This is a genomic window from Streptomyces sp. NPDC102259, assembly GCF_044766465.1.
Classification (GTDB): domain Bacteria; phylum Actinomycetota; class Actinomycetes; order Streptomycetales; family Streptomycetaceae; genus Streptomyces.
In genome coordinates this window covers 15013-36533 of the sequence record NZ_JBIWMA010000026.1, presented here as the reverse complement: position 1 = coordinate 36533, position 21521 = coordinate 15013, and the positions used below count along the sequence as shown (strand labels likewise).

General features: G+C 69.7%; 20 protein-coding genes. 4 read left to right on the top strand and 16 right to left on the bottom strand.

Annotation, left to right across the window (positions count from 1 at the left end; all coding sequences use genetic code 11):
• Positions 1 to 7: 7 nt before the first annotated feature.
• The 7 genes from ACIRPU_RS37175 to ACIRPU_RS37145 form a co-directional block, all read right to left on the bottom strand.
• Positions 8 to 1240: a sarcosine oxidase subunit beta family protein gene (locus tag ACIRPU_RS37175; RefSeq protein WP_403875362.1), complete on the bottom strand. Its 1233-nt coding sequence runs from the start codon at positions 1238 to 1240 to the stop codon at positions 8 to 10.
• Positions 1237 to 1374 (bottom strand): hypothetical protein, encoded by a 138-nt coding sequence (locus ACIRPU_RS37170; protein ID WP_403875359.1) that lies wholly within the window; start codon positions 1372 to 1374, stop codon positions 1237 to 1239. Before ACIRPU_RS37170 ends, ACIRPU_RS37175 begins: the two co-directional genes overlap by 4 nt.
• A gap of 28 nt (positions 1375 to 1402) precedes the next feature.
• Positions 1403 to 3841: an FAD-dependent oxidoreductase gene (locus ACIRPU_RS37165; protein WP_403875356.1), complete on the bottom strand. Its 2439-nt coding sequence runs from the start codon at positions 3839 to 3841 to the stop codon at positions 1403 to 1405.
• 206 nt (positions 3842 to 4047) lie between these two features.
• Positions 4048 to 5034: an ABC transporter substrate-binding protein gene (locus tag ACIRPU_RS37160; protein WP_355705582.1), complete on the bottom strand. Its 987-nt coding sequence runs from the start codon at positions 5032 to 5034 to the stop codon at positions 4048 to 4050.
• An 11-nt stretch (positions 5035 to 5045) separates the two neighbouring features.
• A complete protein-coding gene (locus tag ACIRPU_RS37155; RefSeq protein ID WP_403875353.1) occupies positions 5046 to 7019 on the bottom strand; it encodes an ABC transporter permease in 1974 nt (657 codons plus the stop codon).
• Complete coding sequence (locus ACIRPU_RS37150; RefSeq protein ID WP_403875350.1) at positions 7019 to 8107, bottom strand: glycine betaine/L-proline ABC transporter ATP-binding protein; 1089 nt, start codon at positions 8105 to 8107, stop codon at positions 7019 to 7021. The genes ACIRPU_RS37155 and ACIRPU_RS37150 overlap by 1 nt, the downstream gene beginning before the upstream one ends.
• 20 nt (positions 8108 to 8127) lie before the next feature.
• Positions 8128 to 9597 carry an aldehyde dehydrogenase family protein gene (locus tag ACIRPU_RS37145; protein ID WP_355705584.1) on the bottom strand — a complete coding sequence of 490 codons (1470 nt, stop codon included), beginning with the start codon at positions 9595 to 9597 and terminating at the stop codon, positions 8128 to 8130.
• 218 nt (positions 9598 to 9815) lie between these two features.
• Here ACIRPU_RS37145 and purU point away from each other — a divergent pair, with 218 nt between their 5' ends.
• Positions 9816 to 10697 carry a formyltetrahydrofolate deformylase gene (gene purU, locus ACIRPU_RS37140; RefSeq protein WP_403875346.1) on the top strand — a complete coding sequence of 294 codons (882 nt, stop codon included), beginning with the start codon at positions 9816 to 9818 and terminating at the stop codon, positions 10695 to 10697.
• Between the two features lie 68 nt (positions 10698 to 10765).
• On the opposite strand, the gene ACIRPU_RS37135 is transcribed toward purU, so the two are convergent.
• Positions 10766 to 11602 (bottom strand): 5,10-methylenetetrahydrofolate reductase, encoded by an 837-nt coding sequence (locus ACIRPU_RS37135; protein WP_403875343.1) that lies wholly within the window; start codon positions 11600 to 11602, stop codon positions 10766 to 10768.
• 3 nt (positions 11603 to 11605) lie between these two features.
• On the bottom strand, positions 11606 to 13276 hold the full coding sequence (gene betA / locus ACIRPU_RS37130; protein WP_403875340.1) for a choline dehydrogenase: 1671 nt from the start codon (positions 13274 to 13276) through the stop codon (positions 11606 to 11608).
• Positions 13277 to 13478: 202 nt separating this feature from the next.
• On the opposite strand from betA, the gene ACIRPU_RS37125 reads away from it, so the two are divergent.
• A complete protein-coding gene (locus tag ACIRPU_RS37125; protein WP_355705644.1) occupies positions 13479 to 14225 on the top strand; it encodes an IclR family transcriptional regulator in 747 nt (248 codons plus the stop codon).
• Between the two features lie 8 nt (positions 14226 to 14233).
• Here ACIRPU_RS37125 and ACIRPU_RS37120 read toward each other — a convergent pair whose 3' ends face one another.
• From ACIRPU_RS37120 to ACIRPU_RS37100, 5 genes are all read right to left on the bottom strand, one after another.
• Positions 14234 to 15364: an aromatic ring-hydroxylating dioxygenase subunit alpha gene (locus ACIRPU_RS37120; RefSeq protein ID WP_384111125.1), complete on the bottom strand. Its 1131-nt coding sequence runs from the start codon at positions 15362 to 15364 to the stop codon at positions 14234 to 14236.
• A gap of 130 nt (positions 15365 to 15494) precedes the next feature.
• Positions 15495 to 16658 (bottom strand): NAD(P)/FAD-dependent oxidoreductase, encoded by a 1164-nt coding sequence (locus ACIRPU_RS37115; protein ID WP_403875336.1) that lies wholly within the window; start codon positions 16656 to 16658, stop codon positions 15495 to 15497.
• Positions 16655 to 17017, bottom strand: coding sequence for a bifunctional 3-phenylpropionate/cinnamic acid dioxygenase ferredoxin subunit (locus ACIRPU_RS37110; protein WP_355705590.1), 363 nt, complete (start codon positions 17015 to 17017; stop codon positions 16655 to 16657). Before ACIRPU_RS37110 ends, ACIRPU_RS37115 begins: the two co-directional genes overlap by 4 nt.
• A gap of 251 nt (positions 17018 to 17268) precedes the next feature.
• Entirely contained in the window at positions 17269 to 17445 is a 177-nt protein-coding gene (locus ACIRPU_RS37105) for a hypothetical protein (protein WP_403875332.1), read from the bottom strand.
• Positions 17446 to 17468: 23 nt separating this feature from the next.
• On the bottom strand, positions 17469 to 18557 hold the full coding sequence (locus tag ACIRPU_RS37100) for an S-(hydroxymethyl)mycothiol dehydrogenase (protein ID WP_403875330.1): 1089 nt from the start codon (positions 18555 to 18557) through the stop codon (positions 17469 to 17471).
• 213 nt (positions 18558 to 18770) lie between these two features.
• Between ACIRPU_RS37100 and ACIRPU_RS37095 the strand changes: the two genes are divergently transcribed.
• Positions 18771 to 18923: a hypothetical protein gene (locus tag ACIRPU_RS37095; protein ID WP_403875327.1), complete on the top strand. Its 153-nt coding sequence runs from the start codon at positions 18771 to 18773 to the stop codon at positions 18921 to 18923.
• Here the strand turns inward: ACIRPU_RS37095 and ACIRPU_RS37090 are convergent.
• Positions 18920 to 19549 carry a ScbR family autoregulator-binding transcription factor gene (locus ACIRPU_RS37090; protein ID WP_403875324.1) on the bottom strand — a complete coding sequence of 210 codons (630 nt, stop codon included), beginning with the start codon at positions 19547 to 19549 and terminating at the stop codon, positions 18920 to 18922. The genes ACIRPU_RS37095 and ACIRPU_RS37090 overlap by 4 nt on opposite strands.
• Positions 19550 to 20123: 574 nt before the next feature.
• Between ACIRPU_RS37090 and ACIRPU_RS37085 the strand changes: the two genes are divergently transcribed.
• Positions 20124 to 21044 carry an SGNH/GDSL hydrolase family protein gene (locus ACIRPU_RS37085; protein ID WP_403875321.1) on the top strand — a complete coding sequence of 307 codons (921 nt, stop codon included), beginning with the start codon at positions 20124 to 20126 and terminating at the stop codon, positions 21042 to 21044.
• Between the two features lie 155 nt (positions 21045 to 21199).
• On the opposite strand, the gene ACIRPU_RS37080 is transcribed toward ACIRPU_RS37085, so the two are convergent.
• Complete coding sequence (locus tag ACIRPU_RS37080; RefSeq protein ID WP_385570420.1) at positions 21200 to 21517, bottom strand: hypothetical protein; 318 nt, start codon at positions 21515 to 21517, stop codon at positions 21200 to 21202.
• Between the last annotated feature and the right edge of the window lie 4 nt (positions 21518 to 21521).

The window sequence follows — 21521 nt, the reverse complement described above, 5'->3', positions numbered from 1 at the left end:
CGGCTCCCTAGTGGGCCACCGCGGCCGCGCCGTGCTCGTCGACGAGCGCGCCGGTGGTGAAACGGTCGAGCGAGAAGGGGGCGTTGAGGGAGTGGGGGGTGTCGTGGGCGATGGTGTGGGCGTAGACCCAGCCGACGCCCGGGGTGGCCTTGAAACCGCCCGTGCCCCACCCGCAGTTGAGGTAGAGGTTGTCGACCGGGCTGAGGCCGACGATCGGTGACGCGTCCGGGCTGACGTCGACGATGCCGCCCCAGGTGCGCAGCACATGGGCGCGGGCGAAGACCGGGAAGAGTTCCAGGGCGGCCGACATCTGCTCTTCGATGATGTGGAAGGCGCCGCGCTGGGTGTAGGAGTTGTACGCGTCGATGCCGGCGCCCATCACCAGCTCGCCCTTGTGCGCCTGACTGACGTACACGTGGACGGCGTTGGACATCACCACCGTGGGGTGGACCGGCTCCAGGAGTTCGGAGACCAGGGCCTGCAACGGGTGGCTCTGGAGGGGGAGTTCGATGCCGGCCATGGCGGCGAGGACGGAGGTGTGGCCGGCCGAGCACAGGGCCACCTTGCCCGCGGCGATGGGTCCGCGCGTGGTCTGTACGCCGACCACCCGGCCGCCGACCACGTCCAGGCCGGTGACCTCGCAGTTCTGGATGATGTCGATGCCGGCGGCGTCCGCGGAGCGGGCGAACCCCCAGGCGACGTAGTCGTGCTTGGCGATGCCGGCGCGCGGCTGGTAGGTGCCGCCGAGGACCGGGTAGCGCACGTCGGGCGAGATGTTGACGATCGGGCAGACCTCTTTGACCTGCTCGGCGTCGAGCCACTCGGCGTCGACGCCGTTGAGCCGGTTGGCCTCGACCCGGCGCACGCTGTCGCGGACGTCCTGGAGGCTGTGGGCGAGGTTCAGCACGCCGCGCTGGGAGAAGAGGATCGGGTAGTCGAGCTCTTCCGCCAGCCCTTCCCAGAGTTTGAGGGCGTGCTCGTAGATGCCGGCGCTCTCGTCCCACAGGTAGTTGGAGCGGATGATCGTGGTGTTGCGGGCCATGTTGCCGCCGCCGAGCCAGCCCTTCTCCAGGACCGCGACATTGGTGATGCCGTGGTTCCTCGCCAGGTAGTGGGCGGTGGCCAGGCCGTGGCCGCCGCCGCCCACGACGATCACGTCGTACGACCGCTTGGGCTCGGGGTTGCGCCAGAGCCGATCGGGGTGGTCGGGGAGGTCGGCGCCGGGGGTGCTGGGGCTCATCGGACGTCTCCGTCGTGCGAGAGGTGCGGGGAGAGCGGGTACTCGGCCGCGAGGGCCCGGGTGCGGGCACGGGGCGGGGCGAGGGCGGGCTCGGGACGGTGGGCCGGCTCGGTCAGGTCGCGGCCTCGGGGCACGGGTACGCGGCTGTGCCGCGTGGCCCGCTCAGCCACGGAGGCGGGACATCGTCGGGTCGAACAACGGCTCCTCGGCCACGACCGCCTCGACGCGCTGGTCGAAGTAGCCGATGTGGACCGTCGTACCGGGCGTGGCGAGTTCGGCGGGGAGCCAGGCGTAGGCGATGCCCTTGCCGATGGTGTAGCCGTAGGCGGCGCTGGTGACGTAGCCGACCGCGCGGTCGCCGTCGTAGACCGGCTCCTTGCCCAGGACGACCGACCGCGGGTCGTCGATGGTGAGGCAGGTCAGCCTGCGCCGGACGTCCGCCTTGCGGCGCTCCAGGGCGGCCTTGCCGACGAAGTCGCCCTTGTCGAGCTTGACGGCGAAGCCGACGCCGGCCTCGTAGGGGTCGTGCTCGAAGGTCATGTCGGTACCGAAGGAGCGGTAACCCTTCTCCAGGCGGAGGCTGTTGAAGGCGCCGCGGCCGGCGATGACGCCGCCGAGCGGCTTCGCCGCCCGCCACAGGGTGTCCCACAGCTTCAGGCCCTGGTCGGCGGTGGTGTAGAGCTCCCAGCCGAGTTCACCGACGTACGACAGCCGCATCGCGGTGACCGGCACCGAGCCGATGTGGGCGCGCTTGGCGCGGAAGTACTTGAGGCCGTCGCCCGAGAAGTCCTCGTCGGTCAGCGGCTGGAGGACCTTGCGGGCCAACGGGCCCCACAGGCCGACGCAGCAGGTGCCGGGGGTGAGGTCGCGCACCTGGACGGTGCCGTCGGCGGGGAGCCGGCGGGCGAACCAGTCGAGGTCCAGGTTGCCGTTGGCGCCGACCTGGAAGAGGTCGTGGGCCAGGCGGGCGACGGTGACGTCGCTGCGGATGCCGCCGTCGTGGTCCAGGAGCAGGGTGTACGTCACCGAGCCGACGGTCTTGGCGACCTTGCCGGTGGTCAGCCCCTCCAGGAAGTCCGCGGCGCCCCGGCCGCTGACCTCGAGCCGCTTGAGGGCCGTCATGTCGTACATCGCGACGGTCTCGCGGGTGGCCTGCGCCTCGGCGCCGACGATGGGTGACCAGAACTGCGCGGCCCAGTCGTTGGGGGTGGGGATGTTGCGGCCCTCGGTCAGCCCGGCGTTGGCCTCGTACCACTGGGGGCGCTCCCAGCCGTTCGCCTCCAGGAAGAACGCGCCGTGCTCCTGCTGGCGGGCGTGGAAGGGGCTCGTGCGGATCGGGCGCGGGTCACCGGACGGCTGGAGGGGGTGGAGGATGTCGTAGACCTCGACGAAGTTGCGGCAGTCGCGGGCGAGGACGTACTCCGGGGACAGCTGGTGCGGTTCGAAGCGGTTGACGTCGCACTCGTGCAGGTCGAAGGACGAGCAGAAGCCGTCGACGAGCCATTCGGCCATGGCGCGGCCGACGCCCGCGGAGTGGGTGACCCAGACCGCCTCGGCCACCCAGAAGCCCTTGACGTCCGCGGACTCGCCCAGCAGCGGGAAGTTGTCGGTGGTGAAGGAGAACAGGCCGTTGATGCCCTCCTCGACCTTGGCCTCCTGGGTGGCGGGGAGCAGGGACCTGGTCTCGGTCCAGGCGTCGGCGAAGTCGTCCTCGGTGAACTTGAGGACCGACGGCATGTCGTCGGCCTCGTCGACGGAGAGGATGTCGTCGGCCGAGACGGGCATGGGGCGGTGGCCGTAGTAGCCGATGCCGACGCCGTCGAAGCGGTCGCGGTAGTAGAGGTCGGCGTCCTGGTGACGCAGGATCGGCCGTACCGCCTCCTGCGTCTGGCCCGCGAGCGCCGGGACCGGTCCGGTCCAGGCGAGTTGGTGGGCGAGCGGCGTGAGCGGGAGGTTCATGCCGACCATGCGTGCGATCCGCGGGCCCCAGATGCCGGCGCAGCACACCACGATGTCGGCCGCGAGCTCGCCCCGGTCGGTGAGGACACCGGTCACCCGGCCGTCGCTCTGGCGGACGTCGAGCACCTCGTGGCGGGCCAGGAAGGTGACGCCGCGCTCGGTGGCCCGGCGGATCTGGGCCTCGACGGCGAGGACGGCCTTGGCGATGCCGTCCGTCGGGATGAGGAGGCCGCCGAGGACCCTGTCCGGGTTGACCAGCGGGTGCTGCTCGACGCACTCGTCGGCGCTCAGCAGGCGCGCCTCGATGCCCCAGGCGGTGATCCAGCCGTGGCGGCGGCACAGTTCCGCGAGGCGCTCGGGTGTGGTGGCCACTTCGAGGCCGCCGACCTGGAGGAAGCAGGGCTTGCCGTCGACGTCGAGGGAGCAGAACTTCTCGACGGTGTAGCGGGCGAGCTCGGTCATGGTCTTGGAGGAGTTGGTCTGGAAGACCAGGCCCGGGGCGTGCGACGTGGAGCCCCCGGTCGCGGGGAGCGGGCCCTGGTCGACCACGGTCACTTCGGTCCAGCCGCGTGCGGAGATCTCGTCCGCGAGTGCCGCTCCCACGACGCCCGCTCCGATGATCACCACTCGGGGTCCCGCCATCGCCGCACCTCCGGATCGAAAACCAATCGAGTTGCTTGCTGCGCAACATGGTTCAGGTTGCGCAACTCAATGTGCCTGTCGCGGACAGGGGGTGTCAAGAGGTCCGGTGACGTCGGGAAACCGCCCGAAACGCGGCGATGCCCGGCGGGCGGCGCACACAGGTGCACACCGCCCGCCGGGCATCTCGGAACGTCCGTCGACGTGGGTTACTTGATCCAGGCGTCGACCTTGGCGCGGTTGGCGTCCACCCACTTCTTGGCCGCCGCGTCGGGCGACAGCTTGTCCACCGCGATGTACTTGGCCACGGTGTTCTGGTCGTCGTTCGTCCAGTTGAACTTCTTCACCAGGTCGTAGGCCGGACTGCCGGACTTGGCGAACTTCGCACTGACGATCTTGTCGAGGTCGTACACGGGATAGTCGCAGGCGATCTTCGCCGCGTCGGCGTCGCACCCCGTCGTGTACGCGGGCAGATCAACCTTCACCAACGGCACCTCGGACAGGAACCACTGCGGCTCGTAGAAGTAGCCGATCACCCATTCCTTGTTCTTCTCGGCCTTGCGGAAGGACTGGATGAGCGCGGTCTCGCTGCCCGCGTACACCACCTTGAAGTCCAGCTTCAGGTTCTTCACCAGCGCCTCGTCGTTGGTGACGTACGACGGGTCCCCGTCCAGCAGCTGGCCCTTGCCGCCGGACTCGGAGGTCTTGAAGTTCGCCGCGTACTTGTCGAGGTTCTTCCAGTCGGTGATGTCCGGGTGCGCCTTGGCCAGCCACGGCGGCACGTACCAGCCGATGATGCCCTTGTTGCCGGTCGAGCCGGCCGCCACGGCGGTCTTCTGCTGGGTGATGTACTTCTTCTTCAGATCGTCGTGGCCCCAGTTCTCCAGGACGGCGTCGACCTCGCCCGTCCCGAAGCCCTGCCAGGCGATCTCCTCCTTCAGGTCCTTCTTGGTGACCGTACAGCCGAGGTCGTGCTGCGCGACGTAGGCGACGACCGCCGCGTCCGCCTCGTAGCCCACCCACGGATTGACTGCGAGATTGAAGGTTCCGCACTTGCCCGAGCTGCCCGAGCTGCCCGAATCCGCTGAGTCGTCACCGACCTTCGCGCCGCCGCAGGCGGTGAGGGTCAGCCCGATGACAGTCACGACGGCTATGCCGGCCACGCCGGTTCTCCACTGTCGTACTTGTGTTGCCATGCTGGTGCTCCTTAAGCGCTCGCGCGTCGCGCCGCTGCCTGGGTGATCCGGTCGAACATGACTCCGAGAAGGACGATGGCGAGCCCCGCCGCGAGCCCCTTCCCGTACAGCTGCCCCTGCGAGAAGCCGGCCACGACGTCGTAGCCGAGGGCGCCCGCGCCTACCAGGCCGCCCACAACAACCATCGACAGCACGTAGATCAGGCCCTGGTTGGTCGCGAGCGTCAGGGCACTGCGTGACATCTGCAGTTGAACCTTGGTGATGATCTGCCAGGTGTTGCACCCGGCGGACGTGGCCGCCTCGACGGTGGTCTCGGGCACGGCCCGCACCCCGTCGGCGATGATCTTGATGGCGACCGGTGCCGCGTAGACGATCGCGGCGACGATGGCCGTGAAGCGGGTCGCGCCGAACAGCGCCAGGAACGGCACGAGATAGACGAACGGCGGCATGACCTGCGCCGCGTCCAGGGTGGGCCGCAGCAGCCGGTCCACGAGCGGACTGCGTCCCATCCACACCCCGAGGACGATGCCGAGCAGCATGACCAGCACCGTCGCCACGAGCGTCGACGCCAGCGTCGTCATGGCGTCCGACCACAGTCCGGTGCCGACCAGGAGGCCCAGGCAGACGGCCGTGGTGACCCCGGCCCGCCAGCCGCCGAGCACGGCGCCCAACGCGATCAGCACCGCGGCGACGAGCCACCACGGGGAGTCGGTGAGCAGCGACTGGAACGGGTTGAGCAGGCCGTTGGTGATGCCGTCGCGGAAGGCGTTGGTGAGGCCCGACAGGTTGTCCTGCGCCCAGCCGGTCGCGGTGTCCGCCGCGCTAGCGATGGAGCTGCCGATGGCGCCGTCGCCGGGGAACTCCGCCGCCCACAGATAGGTGTGCGACAGATAGACGAGGACCGCCGTGACCACCGCGCCCGCGCCCAGCAGCGGCCTGCGCCACTTGAGGAAGCGGTTCTTCGAACGCCGGGCCGCCTCCGCGCGGGCACTGGCCGCCGTGGTGACCCGGTCGAGGACGATCGCCATGACGACGATGGCCAGTCCCGCGTTGAAGGCCGTTCCCACGTCGAGCGACTGGAGCGCCTGGACGACGGTCTTGCCGAGGCCGGGCGCGTCGATCAGGGCCGCGATGGTCACCATGGCCAGGGCGGCCATGATCGACTGGTTGACGCCCATCACCACGGTCCTCTTGGACATGGGCAGCAGGACCTTCAGCAGCGCCTGCCCGCGTGTCGCGCCCAGCGATTCGGCGGCCTCGACGGTGGTCTCCGGCACGGAGCGGATGGCGTGCGCGGTGATACGGATCGCGGGCGGCGCCGCGTAGATCACGGTGGCGATCGTGGCGGAGGCACCGCCGATCAGGAAGAACAGGGTCAGCGGGGCGAGGTAGACGAAGGTCGGCATCGTCTGCATGAAGTCCAGGAAGGGCGTCACGATCCGGTTGACCCGGTCGGAAAGCCCCGCCCACACGCCCAGCGGGATCGCGAACAGCAGCGCCACGAAGACCGCGGAGAGGGTGAGCGACAGGGTGTCCATGCTCTCCTGCCACAGACCCTGCAGGCCCAGGAAGGTGAAGCCCGCCACGGCCAGCAGGGCGACCCGCCAGTTGCCCACGGCCCACGAGACGTAGCCCACGATGCCGACGACGCCGAGCCATCCGATCTGCGGCAGGGGGCGGCCGGCGGAAGGCTGTGAGATCAGGTGCTGGATGAAGGTCACCAGATTGTCGATGACCAGGCGGATCTCGTTGAAGAAGTACAGGAACAGCGGGTTGGAGTTGCGGTCGGCGCCGATCGAGTCGTTGACGTCGTTGAACCACCGGTGCAGGTCGGTGAGGTCCGCCGCCGCCAGCGTCAGGGTCTGCCTTCCGCGCAGGACGACGAAGAGGAGCAGCCAGGCCACCAGGATCGCGGCCACCACCGTGCGCCGGCGGACCTTGCGCACGCCGGCCAGGGGTGCCGACTTCTCCAGGGCGACGGCCATCACGCCCCGCTCTCGTGCCCGGCGACCACCGCGAGGATCTCCTCGTCGCCGACGATGCCGAGCAGCTTGCCGTCCTCCACGACCTTGACCGGCCTGTCCGCCGCCAGCACCGCCCGGGTGGCCTCCTTCACCACGACGTCCGGTCCCAGCTCGGGGCCGTCCAGCGCGTCGTCGGGCTCCGCCGGGCGCATGATCCAGCGCAGGGTGAGCACATCGCCGCGCGGCACGTCCTTGACGAACTCGCGTACGTAGTCGTCGGCCGGTGCGCCCACCAGCTCGTCGCCGGTGCCGCACTGCACCATCTTGCCGTCGCGCATGATCAGGATGCGGTCGCCCAGCTTGAGCGCCTCGGAGAGGTCGTGGGTGATGAACACCATCGTCTTGCCGACCTCGTGGTGCAGCCGGATGACCTCGTTCTGCATGTCACGGCGGATCATCGGGTCGAGCGCCGAGAAGGGCTCGTCGAAGAAGAGCACGTCCGGGTTGCCGGCCAGCGCCCGGGCGAGGCCGACGCGCTGCTGCATACCGCCCGAGAGCTGGTCGGGGTAGGAGTTCTCGTAGCCGGAGAGCCCGACCAGTTCGACGACCTCCAGGGCCCGCTTGCTGCGTTCGGCCCTGCTCATGCCGCGGATCTCCAGGCCGAAGGCCACGTTGTCGACGACCCGGCGGTGCGGCAGCAGCCCGAAGTGCTGGAAGACCATGGAGAACTTGCGGCGTCGCAGGTCGCGCAGGCGTCTGGCGTCGGCTTCGCGGATGTCCTCGCCCTCGAAGACGAGTTCGCCGGTGGTGGGTTCGATCAGCCGGGTCAGACATCGCACCAGCGTGGACTTGCCCGAGCCGGACAGGCCCATGACGACGAACACCTCGCCCTTGCGGACGTCGAAGTTCACGTCGCGCACGGCGGCGGTGCAGCCGGTACGGTCCATCAGCTCGCGGCGGGTGAGGCCGCACAACTCCTCCGAGTCCGGCACCTGGTCGGCCTTCGGCCCGAACACCTTCCACAGCCGGCGCACGGATATGACCGGAGTACCGTCCGAATCCTCGGGCGCGCCGCGCCGCTGCGGCACCTCGGTCTTCGTTGGGGTCATGATCGACCTCTCTTCGGCGTTCAGCCGCGGAACCAGTGTTGCGGCCGGGGTTGGATGTTCTGCCAGATGTGTTTGGGCTCTCGGTACTCGTTCAGGCCGGTCGGTCCCAACTCCCGGCCCACGCCCGAATGCCCGAAGCCACCCCATTCCGCTTGCGGCACGTAGGGGTGGTAGTCGTTGATCCACACCGTGCCGTGGCGCAGCCGCCGGGCCACCCGCTGGGCCTTGCCGGCGTCCTGCGTCCACACGGCCCCGGCGAGTCCGTACTCGGTGTCGTTGGCGATCCGCACGGCGTCGTCCTCGTCGGTGAAGCGCTCGACGGTGAGCACGGGCCCGAAGGACTCCTCGTGCACGACGCGCATGTCCTGCCGGCACTCGTCGAGGACGGTCGGCGGGTAGTAGAAGCCGTCGGCGAGGGCCGGGTCGTCGGGCCGTTCGCCGCCGCAGCGCAGCACGGCGCCCTCGGCGAGGCCCGCCGCGACGTACGCCTCGACCTTCTCCCGGTGCTGTGCGGAGATCAGCGCTCCGGTCTCGGCCTCGGGGTCGAAGGGCCCGCCCAGGCGGATCCGCCGGGCGCGGCGGACGATCTCGTCGACGAGCCGGTCGTGCAGCGAGTCCTCCACGATCAGCCGGGCGCCGGCCGAGCAGACCTGCCCGGAATGCAGAAAGACGGCCGTGAGAGCGAAGTCCACGGCCGTCTCGAAGTCGGCGTCGGCGAAGATCACGTTGGGGTTCTTGCCACCGAGTTCCAGCGCCACCTTCTTCACGGTCGCCGCGGCGGTGGCCATGATCCGTTTGCCGGTCTCCAGACCGCCGGTGAAGGAGACCAGGTCGACGGCCGGGTCCTCGGAGAGCGGGGCGCCGACCTCGGGCCCGGCGCCCAGGACGAGGTTGGCGGCGCCGGCCGGGAGTCCGGCCTCCGCCAGCGCCCTCATCAGCAGGATCGAGGTGGAGGGGGTGAGCTCACTGGGCTTGAGGACGATGGTGTTGCCGGCCAGGAGGGCCGGTGCGACCTTCCAACTGGCCTGTAGCAGTGGGTAGTTCCAGGGGGTGATCAGCCCGCACACGCCGATCGGCTCGTAGACGACGCGGCTGACGGCGTCGTCTCGGCCGGTGTCGATCACCCGGCCCGCGTCGGTGCCGCCGATCCCGCCGTAGTAGCGGAAGCAGGAGACGACGTCGGCGATGTCGTACTCGCTCTCCACCAGCCGTTTGCCGGTGTCCAGCGACTCCGCGCGGGCGAACTCCTTGGCGTCGCGCTCGACGATGTCGGCGGTGCGCAGCAGCAGCGCGCCGCGCTCCCGCTCGGAGGTGTGCGGCCAGGGTCCCTCGTCGAAGGCGCGGCGGGCGGCGGCGATCGCCGCCTCGGTGTCGGGACGCGTCCCCTCCGAGACGGTCGCGGTGAGGGAGCCGTCAGCGGGGCAGCGGATCTCCCGGCGCCCACCGGCCGACGGGTCCCGCCATTCCCCAGCCACATACAGGTCTGCCACGCGCCAATGCCCTTCAGCCGAATGCGTTGCGCATCATGCATTCAATTGCTTGTGGTGAAACACCTTGACGAACGCCACAGACCTGCGTCAAGGGGTTGGCGGATGACGATTTCGCCATGCGGGTACTTATGCGGCCGCCCTTGACCGAAAGCGGAGTCGAGCCGACCATGTTGCGTATCGCTCACCATGTTGTGCAATACGCACCAACGGAGGTCGCTGTGTCCCCCAAGTACCCTCGACCGCGGCCCGACCGTGAGTACGTCCTCACCCTCTCGTGTCCCGACAGTGCCGGACTGGTCCACGCAGTGAGCGGCTTCCTCGTCAGGAACTCGGGCAACATCCTCGAAAGCCAGCAGTTCGACGATCGACTCCAGGGCCGTTTCTTCATGAGGGTTCACTTCGACGTTTCCGATCCGGACGCGACGGTGAAAACACTGCGTTACCGGTTCGGTCCCGTCGCCGAGGCGTACGGCATCACCTGGACGCTGAGCGAGGCGTCGACGCCGACCCGCACGCTGATCATGGTGTCCCGGTTCGGCCACTGCCTCAACGATCTGTTGTTCCGCCAACGCACCGGCGCACTCAACATCGAGATCCCGGCGATCGTCTCCAACCACCGGGACTTCGAGGGCCTGGCGAAGACGTACGGCATCCCCTTCCACCACATCCCCGTCACCAGGGACACCAAGGCCGAGGCCGAGGCGCGCCTGCTGGAGCTGGTGCGGGACCTGGACGTCGACCTGGTGGTGCTGGCCCGCTACATGCAGATCCTCTCCGACGACCTGTGCAAGCAGCTCGAGGGTCACGCCATCAACATCCACCACTCCTTCCTCCCCAGCTTCAAGGGCGCGCGACCCTACGACCAGGCCTACGACCGTGGTGTGAAGCTCGTCGGCGCGACGGCTCACTATGTGACCCCGGACCTGGACGAGGGGCAGATCATCGAGCAGGACGTGGTCAGGGTGGACCACTCGCTCGACCCCGGGGACCTGGTCACGGTCGGCCGGGACGTGGAGGCACAGGTGCTCGCGCACGCGGTGAAGTGGCACAGCGAGAGCCGCGTCATGGTGTACGGCAACCGCACGGTGGTCTTCCGCTGAGCGGTACGACACGAGGGGGGCGGGGCTGGACCCCCAGCCCCGCCCCCTTCTCCGTATACGAACGCCGTTCAGTCTCCCAGCCGTTCCAGCACGGCGCGGCGCCACCGTTCCGTCTCCGCGATCTGGTTGAACGTGAACAGGTGCAGCCCGACCACCCCGGCCGACGGCGCGGTGAGCGTCTTCTCGGTACCCGCCAGCAGCCTGTCGGGGGAGTACCCGCCGGGCGTCGCGAACCGCAGGAACCACGAGGGGTGCCGGGTCAGGAAACGGGTCGACTCCCCCACGCCGATCTTCGCCGCCATGGACAGCAGCTTCGCCCGTTGCACCGGCCCCGCGACGCCCAGGTGGACGGGCAGGGCGATGCCCCGGCGCCTGATCCGGACGACCCAGTCCCCCAGCACCCGCGGGTCGAAGCAGAGGTTGCTCACGAGGTACGTGGCGTGCTCGCGCTTGTCCCACATGGCCTGAACGGTGATGTCGTCGTGGATGAGCGGATGACTCTCGGGGTAGCCGGCGATGCCGACCCGCGCGAAGGGCCTGCCCAGCTCGCCGAGCCTGCGCAGCACCGGCAGCGCCCCGTCGTAGGCCCCGGCCGGCGGGTCAGCGTCGCCCGCCGGGACGAAGACGTCGTCCACACCCGCCTCGCGCAGCCGCTCGGCGACCTCCTTCAGGTCCGCCTCGTCCCGCAGCAGCCGCGCGGGCACGTGCGGGACGACGCGGTAACCGTGCGCCGCGAGCCGGGTGGCGAGGTCGAGCGTCGGTTCCAGGCCCTTGACCGGCGACGCCGTCACGGTGACGACGACCTCGCGCGGGACATGGGCGAGGACCTTGTCCTCGGTCGCCTTCGCGGGCAGCACCTCGTAGCGGACGCTGTCCAGCAGCGCCCTCAGCCCTGAGCCGGCCAACGTCTACCCGGCCTGCGGCCGGTCGTCACGGTGACGGTAGAACACGGCCTTCGACGGCGCCTGCGGCTCCTTGCCGAGGATCAGGTCGGCGGCCTTCTCGGCGATCATCATCACCGGCGCGTAGATGTTGCCGTTGGTGACGTAAGGCATCACCGAGGCGTCCACCACACGCAGCCCCTCCAAGCCGTGCACCCGCATGCTGGCGGGGTCGACGACGGACATCTCGTCGGTGCCCATCTTGCAGGTGCAGGACGGGTGCAGGGCGGTCTCGCCCTCCTTCGCGACCCAGGCGAGGATCTCCTCGTCCGTCGCCACCTTCGGTCCCGGCGAGACCTCCCCGTCGTTGTAGGGGGCCATCGCGGGCTGGTTGAGGAGGTTGCGGGCCACCCGGATCGCCTCGACCCACTCGCGGCGGTCCTGCTCGGTCGAGAGGTAGTTGAAGCGCAGCGCCGGGTGCTCGCGCGGGTCCTTGCTCTTGATCTTCACCGAGCCGATGGCGTCGGAGTACATGGGGCCCACGTGCACCTGGTAGCCGTGGCCGCCGGCCGGCGAGGAGCCGTCGTAGCGGACCGCGATCGGCAGGAAGTGGAACATCAGGTTGGGGTAGTCCACGTCCTCGTTGCTGCGGGCGAAGCCGCCGGCCTCGAAGTGGTTGGTCGCGGCGGGCCCCTTGCGGAAGAGCCACTGGAGCCCGATGAAGGGGGCGCGCCACTTGGCCATGTAAGGCTGCATGGAGACCGGTTGCTTGCAGGCGTACTGGACGTAGACCTCCAGGTGGTCCTGCATGTTCTCGCCGACGCCCGGAAGGTCGTGGACGACGTCGACGCCGAGGGCGCTCAGCTCCTCCGCGTTGCCGACGCCGGAGAGCTGGAGCAGCTGCGGGGAGTTGATGGCGCCGCCGCACAGGATGACTTCCGCGGCGCGGACCCGCTGGGGCGCGCCCTTGCCGCGCCGGTACTCGACGCCGACGGCCCGCTTGCCCTCGAAGAGCACCCGCGTGACGAGGGCGCGGGTCCTGACCGTGAGGTTGGGCCGCTTCCTGACCGGCTTGAGGTACGCCTTCGAGGCCGACAGGCGACGCCCGCGGTGGACGTTGCGGTCGAACTTGGCGAAGCCCTCCTGCCGGTAGCCGTTGACGTCGTCGGTGGGTGCGTAACCCGCTTCCTGGGTGGCCTTGAGAAAGGCGCCGAAGAGCGGGTTGGTCGCCGGACCGCGTTCGAGGACGAGGGGGCCGCCGTGGCCGCGGAACTCGTCGTCCGGGTCGGCGGCCAGGCAGTTCTCCATGCGCCGGAAGTACGGCAGACAGTGCGCGTAGTCCCAGCTCTCCATCCCGGGGTCGGCCGCCCAGCGCTCGTAGTCCATCGGGTTGCCGCGCTGGAAGATCATTCCGTTGATGCTGCTGGAACCGCCCAGCACCTTGCCACGCGCGTGGTAGACGCGCCGGCCCCCCATGTGGGGCTCGGGTTCGGACTCGTACTTCCAGTCGTAGAACCGGCTGCCGATCGGATAGGTCAACGCCGCGGGCATGTGGATGAAGACATCCCACGGATAGTCGGAACGACCGGCCTCCAGCACCAGCACCCGGTTCGCCGGGTCCGCGGAGAGTCTGTTCGCCAGTGCGCTGCCGGCCGATCCGCCGCCGACGATGACGAAGTCGTATTGCAGGGGAGCCATGGTGCCTCGTCTCGCTCGCGCCGTAGATACGCGAGGCATGCTAATAGAGGTAGCGTCATGCGCACCAGGTTGCGAACGACGCAACTTGCAAGGTCTTTGTTTCGGCTTCGTTGCTTGCCGTCGTGTTGTTTACTGCGCGTATAGTTGTGTCGTGAGCAACCACAGCCAAGACACCGAAACGACAGGTTCGCAGGCCGGCGGAGTGCAGTCGGTCGATCGCGCCATCAGCGTCCTCGAGATTCTCGCGCAACGCGGCGAGGCGGGCGTCAGTGAGGTGGCCGCCGAGATCGACGTTCACAAGTCCACCGCGTTTCGTCTGCTCGGCGCCCTGGAGACGCGCGGCCTGGTGGAGCAGGCGGGCGAGCGCGGCAAGTACCGGCTCGGCTTCGGCATCGTTCGCCTGGCCGGCGCGGTCACCGGACGCATCGACATCACCCAGCAGGGCCGCCCCGTCTGCGAGCGTCTCGCCGAGGAGATCGGCGAGACGGTCAACATCGCCGTCATGCAGGAGCACTACGCGATCAACCTGTACGAGGTGCGCGGCCCCGGCGCGGTCACCGCGCACAACTGGGTCGGCGAGCTGACCCCGTTGCACGCCACCTCCAGCGGCAAGATCCTGCTGGCCCACCTGCCCGCCAAGGAGCGCGCCGCACTGCTGGCCGAGGCCGGGCTGAAGAAGGTCACGCCGCACACCATCACCGCCAAGACCAAGATCGAGAAGAACCTCGCCGAGGCCCGGGAGCGCGGCTACGCCTGGACCCTGGAGGAGCTGGAGGTCGGCCTGCACGCCATGGCCGCACCCGTCCGCAACCGTGACGGCGAGGTCATCGCGGCGCTGAGCGCCTCGGGGCCCGCGTACCGCTTCACCGAGGAGCGCCTGCACGAGCTCTCCCCGGTGCTGCTCAAGGGCGCCCAGGAGATCAGTCACCGGATGGGCTACCTGGGCTGACCGCCCGACTACTGCGGGCTGCCGCCCAGGCGCTCGTTCACCCAGTCGTGGAAGGCGCCGATGTGGTGCTCACTGGGCACCAGCACCCCGCCCTTGGCGTACATGCGGGAACTCATTCCCGGCTGTGTGCGCTCGCACGCGTCGAAGTCCTGCCGGTTGACCCGGTCGAAGAGTTCCACCGACCGGCTGACGTCCTTGCCGCTCTCGACGACGTGCGGGAGGTAGAGCCAGTCGCACTCGACGATCGTGCGGTCGACGGCCACCGGGTACATCCGGTGGAAGATCACATGGTCGGGGACGAGGTTGACGAAGACCTGCGGCCTGACGGTGATCGCGTAGTAGCGGCGGTCCTGGTCCTCCGCCACCCCGGGGATGCGGTCCAGCCCCTCGGAGCCGTCGACCGTGAACCCCTGGACCTCCTCGCCGAACTCGGCGCCGTGTCCGACGTAGTACTGCGCGGCGTATCCGTCGGCGAACTCGGGGAGCACCTCGGTGAGTTCGGGGTGGATGGTGGCGCAGTGGTAGCACTCCATGAAGTTCTCGATGATGAGCTTCCAGTTCGCCTTCACGTCATAGACGATCCGCCTGCCGACCGACAGGTTGTCGATGTCGTAGCGCTCGATCGACTCCACATCGCCGAGGCGGGCGACGACGTCGCCGATGACGGCCTCCTCGAAGGACGGCGGGTCCTCCGCGAGGCACACCCAGACGTAGCCGAGCCATTCACGGACGGCCACCGGGACCAGGCCGTACTCGGTGCGCCCGACGTCGGGCATCTTGGTGAGGTTGGGCGCCGCGACGAGTTTGCCGTTCAGGTCGTACGTCCACGCGTGGTACGGGCATTGGAAGGCTCGCTTGACCTCACCGGTCTCCTCGGTGCAGAGCTTGGCTCCGCGGTGCCGGCACACGTTGAAGTAGGCGCGAACGGCGTTGTCCCGCGCGCGGGTCACGAGGATGCTCTCGCGGCCCACGTCGACGGTACGGAAGGCGCCGGGCTTCGCCAGCTCCGAGGCGCGCGCGACGCAGAACCACATCGTCTCGAATATGCGCTCCTGCTCCTGGGCGAAGATCGCCGGATCCGTGTAGGAGGAGCCGGGGAGGGTGGCGATCAGGCTGTCCGGCAGACTGGTCGAGGTCACAGGGCACTCCTCGGGAAACGTCGTGGAGGGGACATTCACGCGCCGGGAAGAGCGACTCCGGACGGCGTTGTGTATGAAGCAACGCTGCGTGCCATAGGCAACCGCAGCATGGAATGCCACAGGGGCGGTGTCAAGACGTCGCGGCGGCGAGCTGCTTGCGCCAGCGCATGAACGCCCGCGGCTGGTTCATGCCGAGCACCGCGACCGGATCTCCGGCACGCCGGTAGACGGCCAGGACGTTGCGCTCGTCCACGGCGCCTTCCTCGACGGTCACGCTGTCGGCGCCGGCCGCGTGACCGGCGAACTGGATCCTGACGCCGTACTGGTCGGACCAGAAGTACGGCGGCCGAGGCACAGCCGGTCGCACCGCGCCCCCCGCCAGCAGCGTGGCGACGGCGGCGTCCGGGCGCTCCCGCGCGCCGGTCCAGTGCTCGACGCGGCGATGGGCGCCGGCGCGGGGGTCGTACCAGTTGGCGCAGTCGCCGACCGCGACGACCCCGGCCAGGCCGGTGCGGCCGTCGGCGCCGCACTTGACGCCGTTGTCGAGCTCGACGCCGGATCCCTCCAGCCACTCCACGCAAGGGCGGGCGCCCACACCGACGACGACGATGTCGGCCGGGACGCTACGGCCGTCCTCGAGCAGAACGGCGTCCACGCGCCGCTCCCCGCCGAGTCCCTTGACACCCACTCCGCACAGCAGCCGCACACCGTGGTCCGCGTGCAGGCCGGAGACGATGCCGCCCATGGTCTCGCCGAGCGGACCGGCCAGTGGCGTCGGAGCCACCTCGACGACCGTGACGTCGAGCCCCAGCGCGTAGGCGCTGGAGGCCACCTCGGCGCCGATGAACCCGCCGCCGATCACGACGAGCCGTCCGCCCCGGGCCAGTTCGTCACGCAGGGCGCGGGCGTCGTCCAGGGTGCGCAGGACGTGCACGCCGGCCAGGCCGTCGGCGCCGGGGAGCCTGCGCGCGGCCGCGCCGGTCGCGATCACGAGCCCGTCGACGCGGACCTCCCGCCCGTCGGCGAGCCGCACGGCACGGTCGGTGCGGTCGAGGCCGGTGGCCCGGGCGCCGAGCAGCCACTCCGCGCCCAGGTCCTCGTCATGCGCCTCCAGCGCGAGGTCCGCCTCGCCGAGGGTGCCGGCCAGGAACTCCTTGGACAGCGGCGGCCGGTCGTACGGACGATGGAGCTCGTCGCCGATGACGACGAGACGTCCGTCGTAGCCCTGCTTCCGCAGCGAGCGCGCGGCCGAGAGTCCGGCGAGCGAGGCGCCCACCACGGCCACGGTCCTCACGCGGAACCCCCGGCGAGCCGGGACGCGACACAGGGCGGCAGGTTGGGGGCGTCCGTCGACACCCGGACATGGATCACGCCGTCCTCGACGACGACCTCGTGCGTGCGCACCGGGAGCTTGGCCGGCGGGGCGTCGACGGCGCCGGTGCGCAGGTCGAACTTCGAGGCATGCAGCGGGCATTCCACCTCACAGCCCTCCAGCCAGCCGTCGGCGAGCGAGGCGTCCTGGTGGGTGCAGGTGTCGTCGATGGCGAAGAGCTCGCCGTCGTCGGTATGGAACACCGAGACCGGCGGATCGATGTCGAGCCGGAGGGCCTCACCTCGCGGGAGATCCGCGAGACGGCACGCGGGAATCTTCATGACACCTCGGTGCGTATAGCGAAACGGATTGCGGTAAGCGCAACATCAGTCTGAAGTCGGCCCGAATCCTTGTCAAGGCATTCACGGGCCGTACAACTCGGCACATGGAGTTGCACTTGACGCACTACAGTGCGCCATAGGCAACGAGACAGAGAGATTGCCCCACCCCTTCCGCAGACATGAAGGCGGCCCGCCTCCTCACCCCGTGACGGGCGAGGAAACGGGCGCGTCACCCTCGGCCTACCGGCCGGTCAGCAGCCCCGGTCGCTCCGCTCCTGGGCGTGCGGCGGGATCGGGACGCCGGTGCGCGCGGCGAGGACGGGCACGGCGTCGACGACGATCATCTCTTCGTCGCCCCCGTTGACCCACACGTCGCCCTCGACCCCCCAGGCGCCGCTGTCCAGCGAGAACGTCCCCGCGATGACCAAGCGTTCGACACGGGCGTCAGTTGTCAGAGGAGCACCACCGAACGCAGGACCTCACCGCCGTGCATCCGGTCGAACGCCTTCTCGACCTCGTCCAGGCCGATGGTCTCCGTGACGAAGGCGTCAAGATCCAGCCGTCCCTGTAGATAGAGGTCGATGAGCATCGGGAAGTCACGGGAGGGCAGGCAGTCGCCGTACCAGGACGACTTCAGCGTGCCGCCGCGTCCGAAGACGTCGAGCAGAGGCAGTTCGAGCTTCATCTCCGGGGTCGGCACACCGACCAGGACGACCGTGCCCGCGAGGTCACGGGCGTAGAAGGCCTGCTTGTAGGTCTCCGGACGGCCGACGGCCTCGATCACCACGTCCGCGCCGAAACCGCCGGTCAGCTCGCGGATCGCCTCGACCGGGTCGGACTCCCTGGAGTTGACGGTGTGGGTCGCGCCCAGCTTCCTGGCGGTGGCCAGCTTCCGGTCGTCGATGTCCACCGCGATGATCTTCGCCGCGCCCGCCAGCCGCGACCCGACGACCGCCGCGTCCCCGACACCGCCGCAGCCGATGACGGCCACACTGTCACCGCGTCCGACGTTCCCGGTGTTGATCGCGGCGCCGATGCCCGCCATCACCCCACAGCCGAGCAGTCCCGCGGCGGCCGCCGACGCGGCCCGGTCGACCTTCGTACACTGTCCGGCCGCCACCAGCGTCTTCTCCGCGAACGCGCCGATACCGAGCGCCGGGGACAGCTCCTGCCCGGTCGAGGCCAGGGTCATCCTCTGCTTGGCGTTGTGGGTGTCGAAGCAGTACCAGGGCCGCCCGCGCCGACAGGCCCGGCACCGGCCGCACACCGCACGCCAGTTGAGGATGACGAAGTCGCCGGGCGCGACATCGGTGACGCCCTCCCCCACCGACTCCACGACACCGGCGGCCTCATGCCCCAGCAGGAAGGGGAAGTCGTCGTTGATGCCGCCCTCGCGGTAGTGCAGATCGGTATGACAGACCCCGCAGGCCTCGATCTTCACCAGCGCCTCGCCCGGACCGGGATCCGGCACGATGATCGTTTCCAGGCTGACGGGGGCGCCCTTGCCCCGCGCGACGACAGCACGGACCTGGTGCGTCATGGCCACTCCTCGGCTGGTACGAGACCTCGGCTGATGTTGCTCATTACGGCACGGATCTCATGTGCCGCAACAAAGCATCGTCGAGCGCCCAACGGAGGTCAAGGGCTCCACAACCCGACAGCGCTCCGGCGAGGGGCAGGGATTCGGGCTCGGCGGCCGGCCCTGATTCACGGAGAGATCTCACGCAGAGATCGCGCCGTGGCCGATCCGGAAATGACCATCACCGTGTTCACGGTGGCCTCCCTGCCCGGCGGACCCGCCCCCGCCGAGGGTCCGCTCACCTCGGCCCGCGCGCAGAAGCTGATCCGACCCGGCCCGACCCGACCCGACTCGCGCGTAGGCGGTCTACCGCACCCGCACGGTTAGTCGGACAGTTCGTCCAGGGCCTCACCGATTCCCGAGAGCAGGGGGGCGTGGTCCGGTGAGCCCGCCAGCCAGGGCAGGAGGAAGGTCCACAACTGCGTCACGCGCTCCACCGAGAGCCAGTCGCGGTCAGCCGCGCCCAACACCTCGAACCCCGCCGTCGCCGCCACGATCACGGTCGTCGCCGCGTCGACCGAGACATCCTGAGCGAGTTCCCCCTCGCGCTGCGCCTGGACGATGAGATCGTGCACCCACGCCCGCCACCATTGCAGCATCTGCGCCCCGTTCTTCCGGGACGGATCACCGCTCAGCCGGAATCCCGCCCGGATCACGGGATCGGTGACCACGGCCAGGAGCAGACCGCAAGCCGTGTGCACGAGTGACTGCAACAGTGTGTCCGCCGCACTGCGGCAACGTTGCGCCAGTTCCTCCACGGAGTCCGCCGCCGCCCTCTCCACCTCCCCGGCGAGATCGCTCTTGCTGGCGAAATGGAAGTGCAGGGCGCCGGTGCTCACGCCGGCCCGCTCACTGATGACGGGGAGGGAAGCCCGCGCGTACCCCTCGGCGGCGAACAGCTCGGCAGCCGCTTGGACAAGAGACTGACGTGTGCGCACCGCTCGCGCCTGCATGACCATCAGGTCTCCCTCCCTCACCCTGTACAGGACGACGACGCGGGGGCCGGGCCCGCTCCTACGAAACGTGGAGAGCATCCCACCGATGATCTACAAGTAAACCGCACGTTTGGTATTTTTATACAGGATGATGTGCTCCCGATCGCCACTGGGGTGCGAAGTCCCTGTTGGGCAGGGCGAGTTGCGAATTCAGCCGATGCGGCCGTTCGCGAAGAGACCTGTCCGTTGACCCACCGCCCCGGACCGCCAGGAACGCCAGGAACGCCACGGTCTCGGCGATGTCCGGTGCCTGCCACCACCGCCTGCTGATGCCCAGCCTGCCCGTCACCGAGGAGTTCGCGACCAGCCTGATCGCAACCTGCTGCGCGGTATCCGCGCCTGCCGAGGGCTTCCAGGCCACCGGCGCGGCGCCCCGGTCCGAACGCGGGCGCCCGCCTCTTCCGGCAACGCGTTCGCTCCCGGCTCTGGCCCCGGTGACCTACCGGGCGGTATACAAGCCCAGTCGAACGGTACGCCGACCGTACGGGACGGCGTCGTCGACGGGGCCTCGGCTTCAAGGGGGAGGAACTCGATGCAGCGCGACGTACGCACCGGAGGACCGGCCGGTCACCGCCGAAAGGGCGTCACCTTCCTGGCCGCACTGGGGAGTTGTGCCCTGGTCGCCGCCTCCGCGGCACCGGCCGCGGCGCACGGCGGGGGCGGCGGTGGCGGTGGCAGCCGGTACGTGGCGCTCGGCGACTCCTACACCTCCGGTCCCCTCATCCCCCGCCAGGTAGACGCCAACTGCGCCCGCTCCGACCACAATTACCCGTCGATCGTGGCCGGGCGGCTCCGGGCGACCACGTTCAAGGACGTCAGCTGCGGCGGCGCCACGACCGAGCACATGTGGAAGGCGCAGGGCACCAACGGTCCCCAACTCGACGCGGTGGGACGGAACAGCGACATCGTGACCGTCCAGATCGGCGGCAACGACATCGGCTTCGGCACCATCATCGGCACCTGCGCCCAACTGTCCGCGCAGGACCCGACCGGCAACCCGTGCCAGCGCCACTACGGCGCCTCGGGCGTCGACCAGCTCACGGTCGCGATAGCCAAGACAGGCCCCAAGGTCGCCCGGGTGCTCCAGGCCGTGCACGACCGGGCCCCGCACGCCCGGATCCTCGTCGTCGGTTACCCGGACCTGCTGCCCGACGACGGCAGCGGCTGTGCGCCCTCCGTGCCGTTCGCGACGCAGGACTTCCCCTACCTCCGGGACACCGGCAAGCGGCTCAACCTGATGCTCCGTCTGGTGGCGCGCTGGAACCACGCCGAGTACGTCGACACCTATGGCCCGACCATCGGCCACGACATGTGCAAGGCCCCGGCGGATCGGTGGATCGAGCCGTTGCAGCCCACGTCCCCCGCGGCTCCCGCGCACCCCAACGCCAAGGGCGAGGAAGCCATGGCGGGAGCGGTGTGGCAACGCCTGACGCACGGGCGGGGCGGCCGCTGACCGACGGAGGGCCGACGGCTGACGGCTGACGGCTGACGGCTGACGGCTGACGGCTGACGGCTGATCTTCGAGGCCGTCCGACTGCGCGCCGACCGCGCGAGGCGGGGTGGGGCCGGGCGCGCCCCGCCCCACCCCGCCTCGCTCGTGCGATCGGCTCACACGTCGGAGTCGATACCGGTGACCACCGCCGGTCCCAGCGGCGCGCCGGCGTCGTCGAGCCCCGCGGCGTGCAGGGCGGAGTCCGCGAGCCTGCGGGCGTCCTCCTCCGCCTGCGGAGCGCTGTCCGCCTCGACAGCGAGCCGGATGGTGAACGTGTCGTCCTCGTTCACGGTGAGCGGGTCGAGGTCCTGCGCGCTGCCCATCCGTGTGCGGTGCGGATCGGCCGGGCGAAGGGCCCGACTCAGCCGCGTTCGCGTCTCGTCCTCGACCCCGGCGGTGAACGTGCCGGGCACGGTGATCACGTAGGTGGTCATGGTG

Excerpts from the sequence above, each read along its gene's own strand:
- ACIRPU_RS37175 (WP_403875362.1), bottom strand. The coding sequence starts at position 1,240 with ATGAGCCCCAGCACCCCCGGCGCCGACCTCCCCGACCACCCCGATCGG.
- ACIRPU_RS37165 (WP_403875356.1), bottom strand. The coding sequence starts at position 3,841 with ATGGCGGGACCCCGAGTGGTGATCATCGGAGCGGGCGTCGTGGGAGCG.
- ACIRPU_RS37160 (WP_355705582.1), bottom strand. The coding sequence starts at position 5,034 with ATGGCAACACAAGTACGACAGTGGAGAACCGGCGTGGCCGGCATAGCC.
- ACIRPU_RS37155 (WP_403875353.1), bottom strand. The coding sequence starts at position 7,019 with ATGGCCGTCGCCCTGGAGAAGTCGGCACCCCTGGCCGGCGTGCGCAAG.
- ACIRPU_RS37150 (WP_403875350.1), bottom strand. The coding sequence starts at position 8,107 with ATGACCCCAACGAAGACCGAGGTGCCGCAGCGGCGCGGCGCGCCCGAG.
- betA (WP_403875340.1), bottom strand. The coding sequence starts at position 13,276 with ATGGCTCCCCTGCAATACGACTTCGTCATCGTCGGCGGCGGATCGGCC.
- ACIRPU_RS37110 (WP_355705590.1), bottom strand. The coding sequence starts at position 17,017 with ATGAAGATTCCCGCGTGCCGTCTCGCGGATCTCCCGCGAGGTGAGGCC.
- ACIRPU_RS37100 (WP_403875330.1), bottom strand. The coding sequence starts at position 18,557 with ATGACGCACCAGGTCCGTGCTGTCGTCGCGCGGGGCAAGGGCGCCCCC.
- ACIRPU_RS37095 (WP_403875327.1), top strand. The coding sequence starts at position 18,771 with ATGACCATCACCGTGTTCACGGTGGCCTCCCTGCCCGGCGGACCCGCC.
- ACIRPU_RS37090 (WP_403875324.1), bottom strand. The coding sequence starts at position 19,549 with ATGCAGGCGCGAGCGGTGCGCACACGTCAGTCTCTTGTCCAAGCGGCT.
- ACIRPU_RS37085 (WP_403875321.1), top strand. The coding sequence starts at position 20,124 with ATGCAGCGCGACGTACGCACCGGAGGACCGGCCGGTCACCGCCGAAAG.
- ACIRPU_RS37080 (WP_385570420.1), bottom strand. The coding sequence starts at position 21,517 with ATGACCACCTACGTGATCACCGTGCCCGGCACGTTCACCGCCGGGGTC.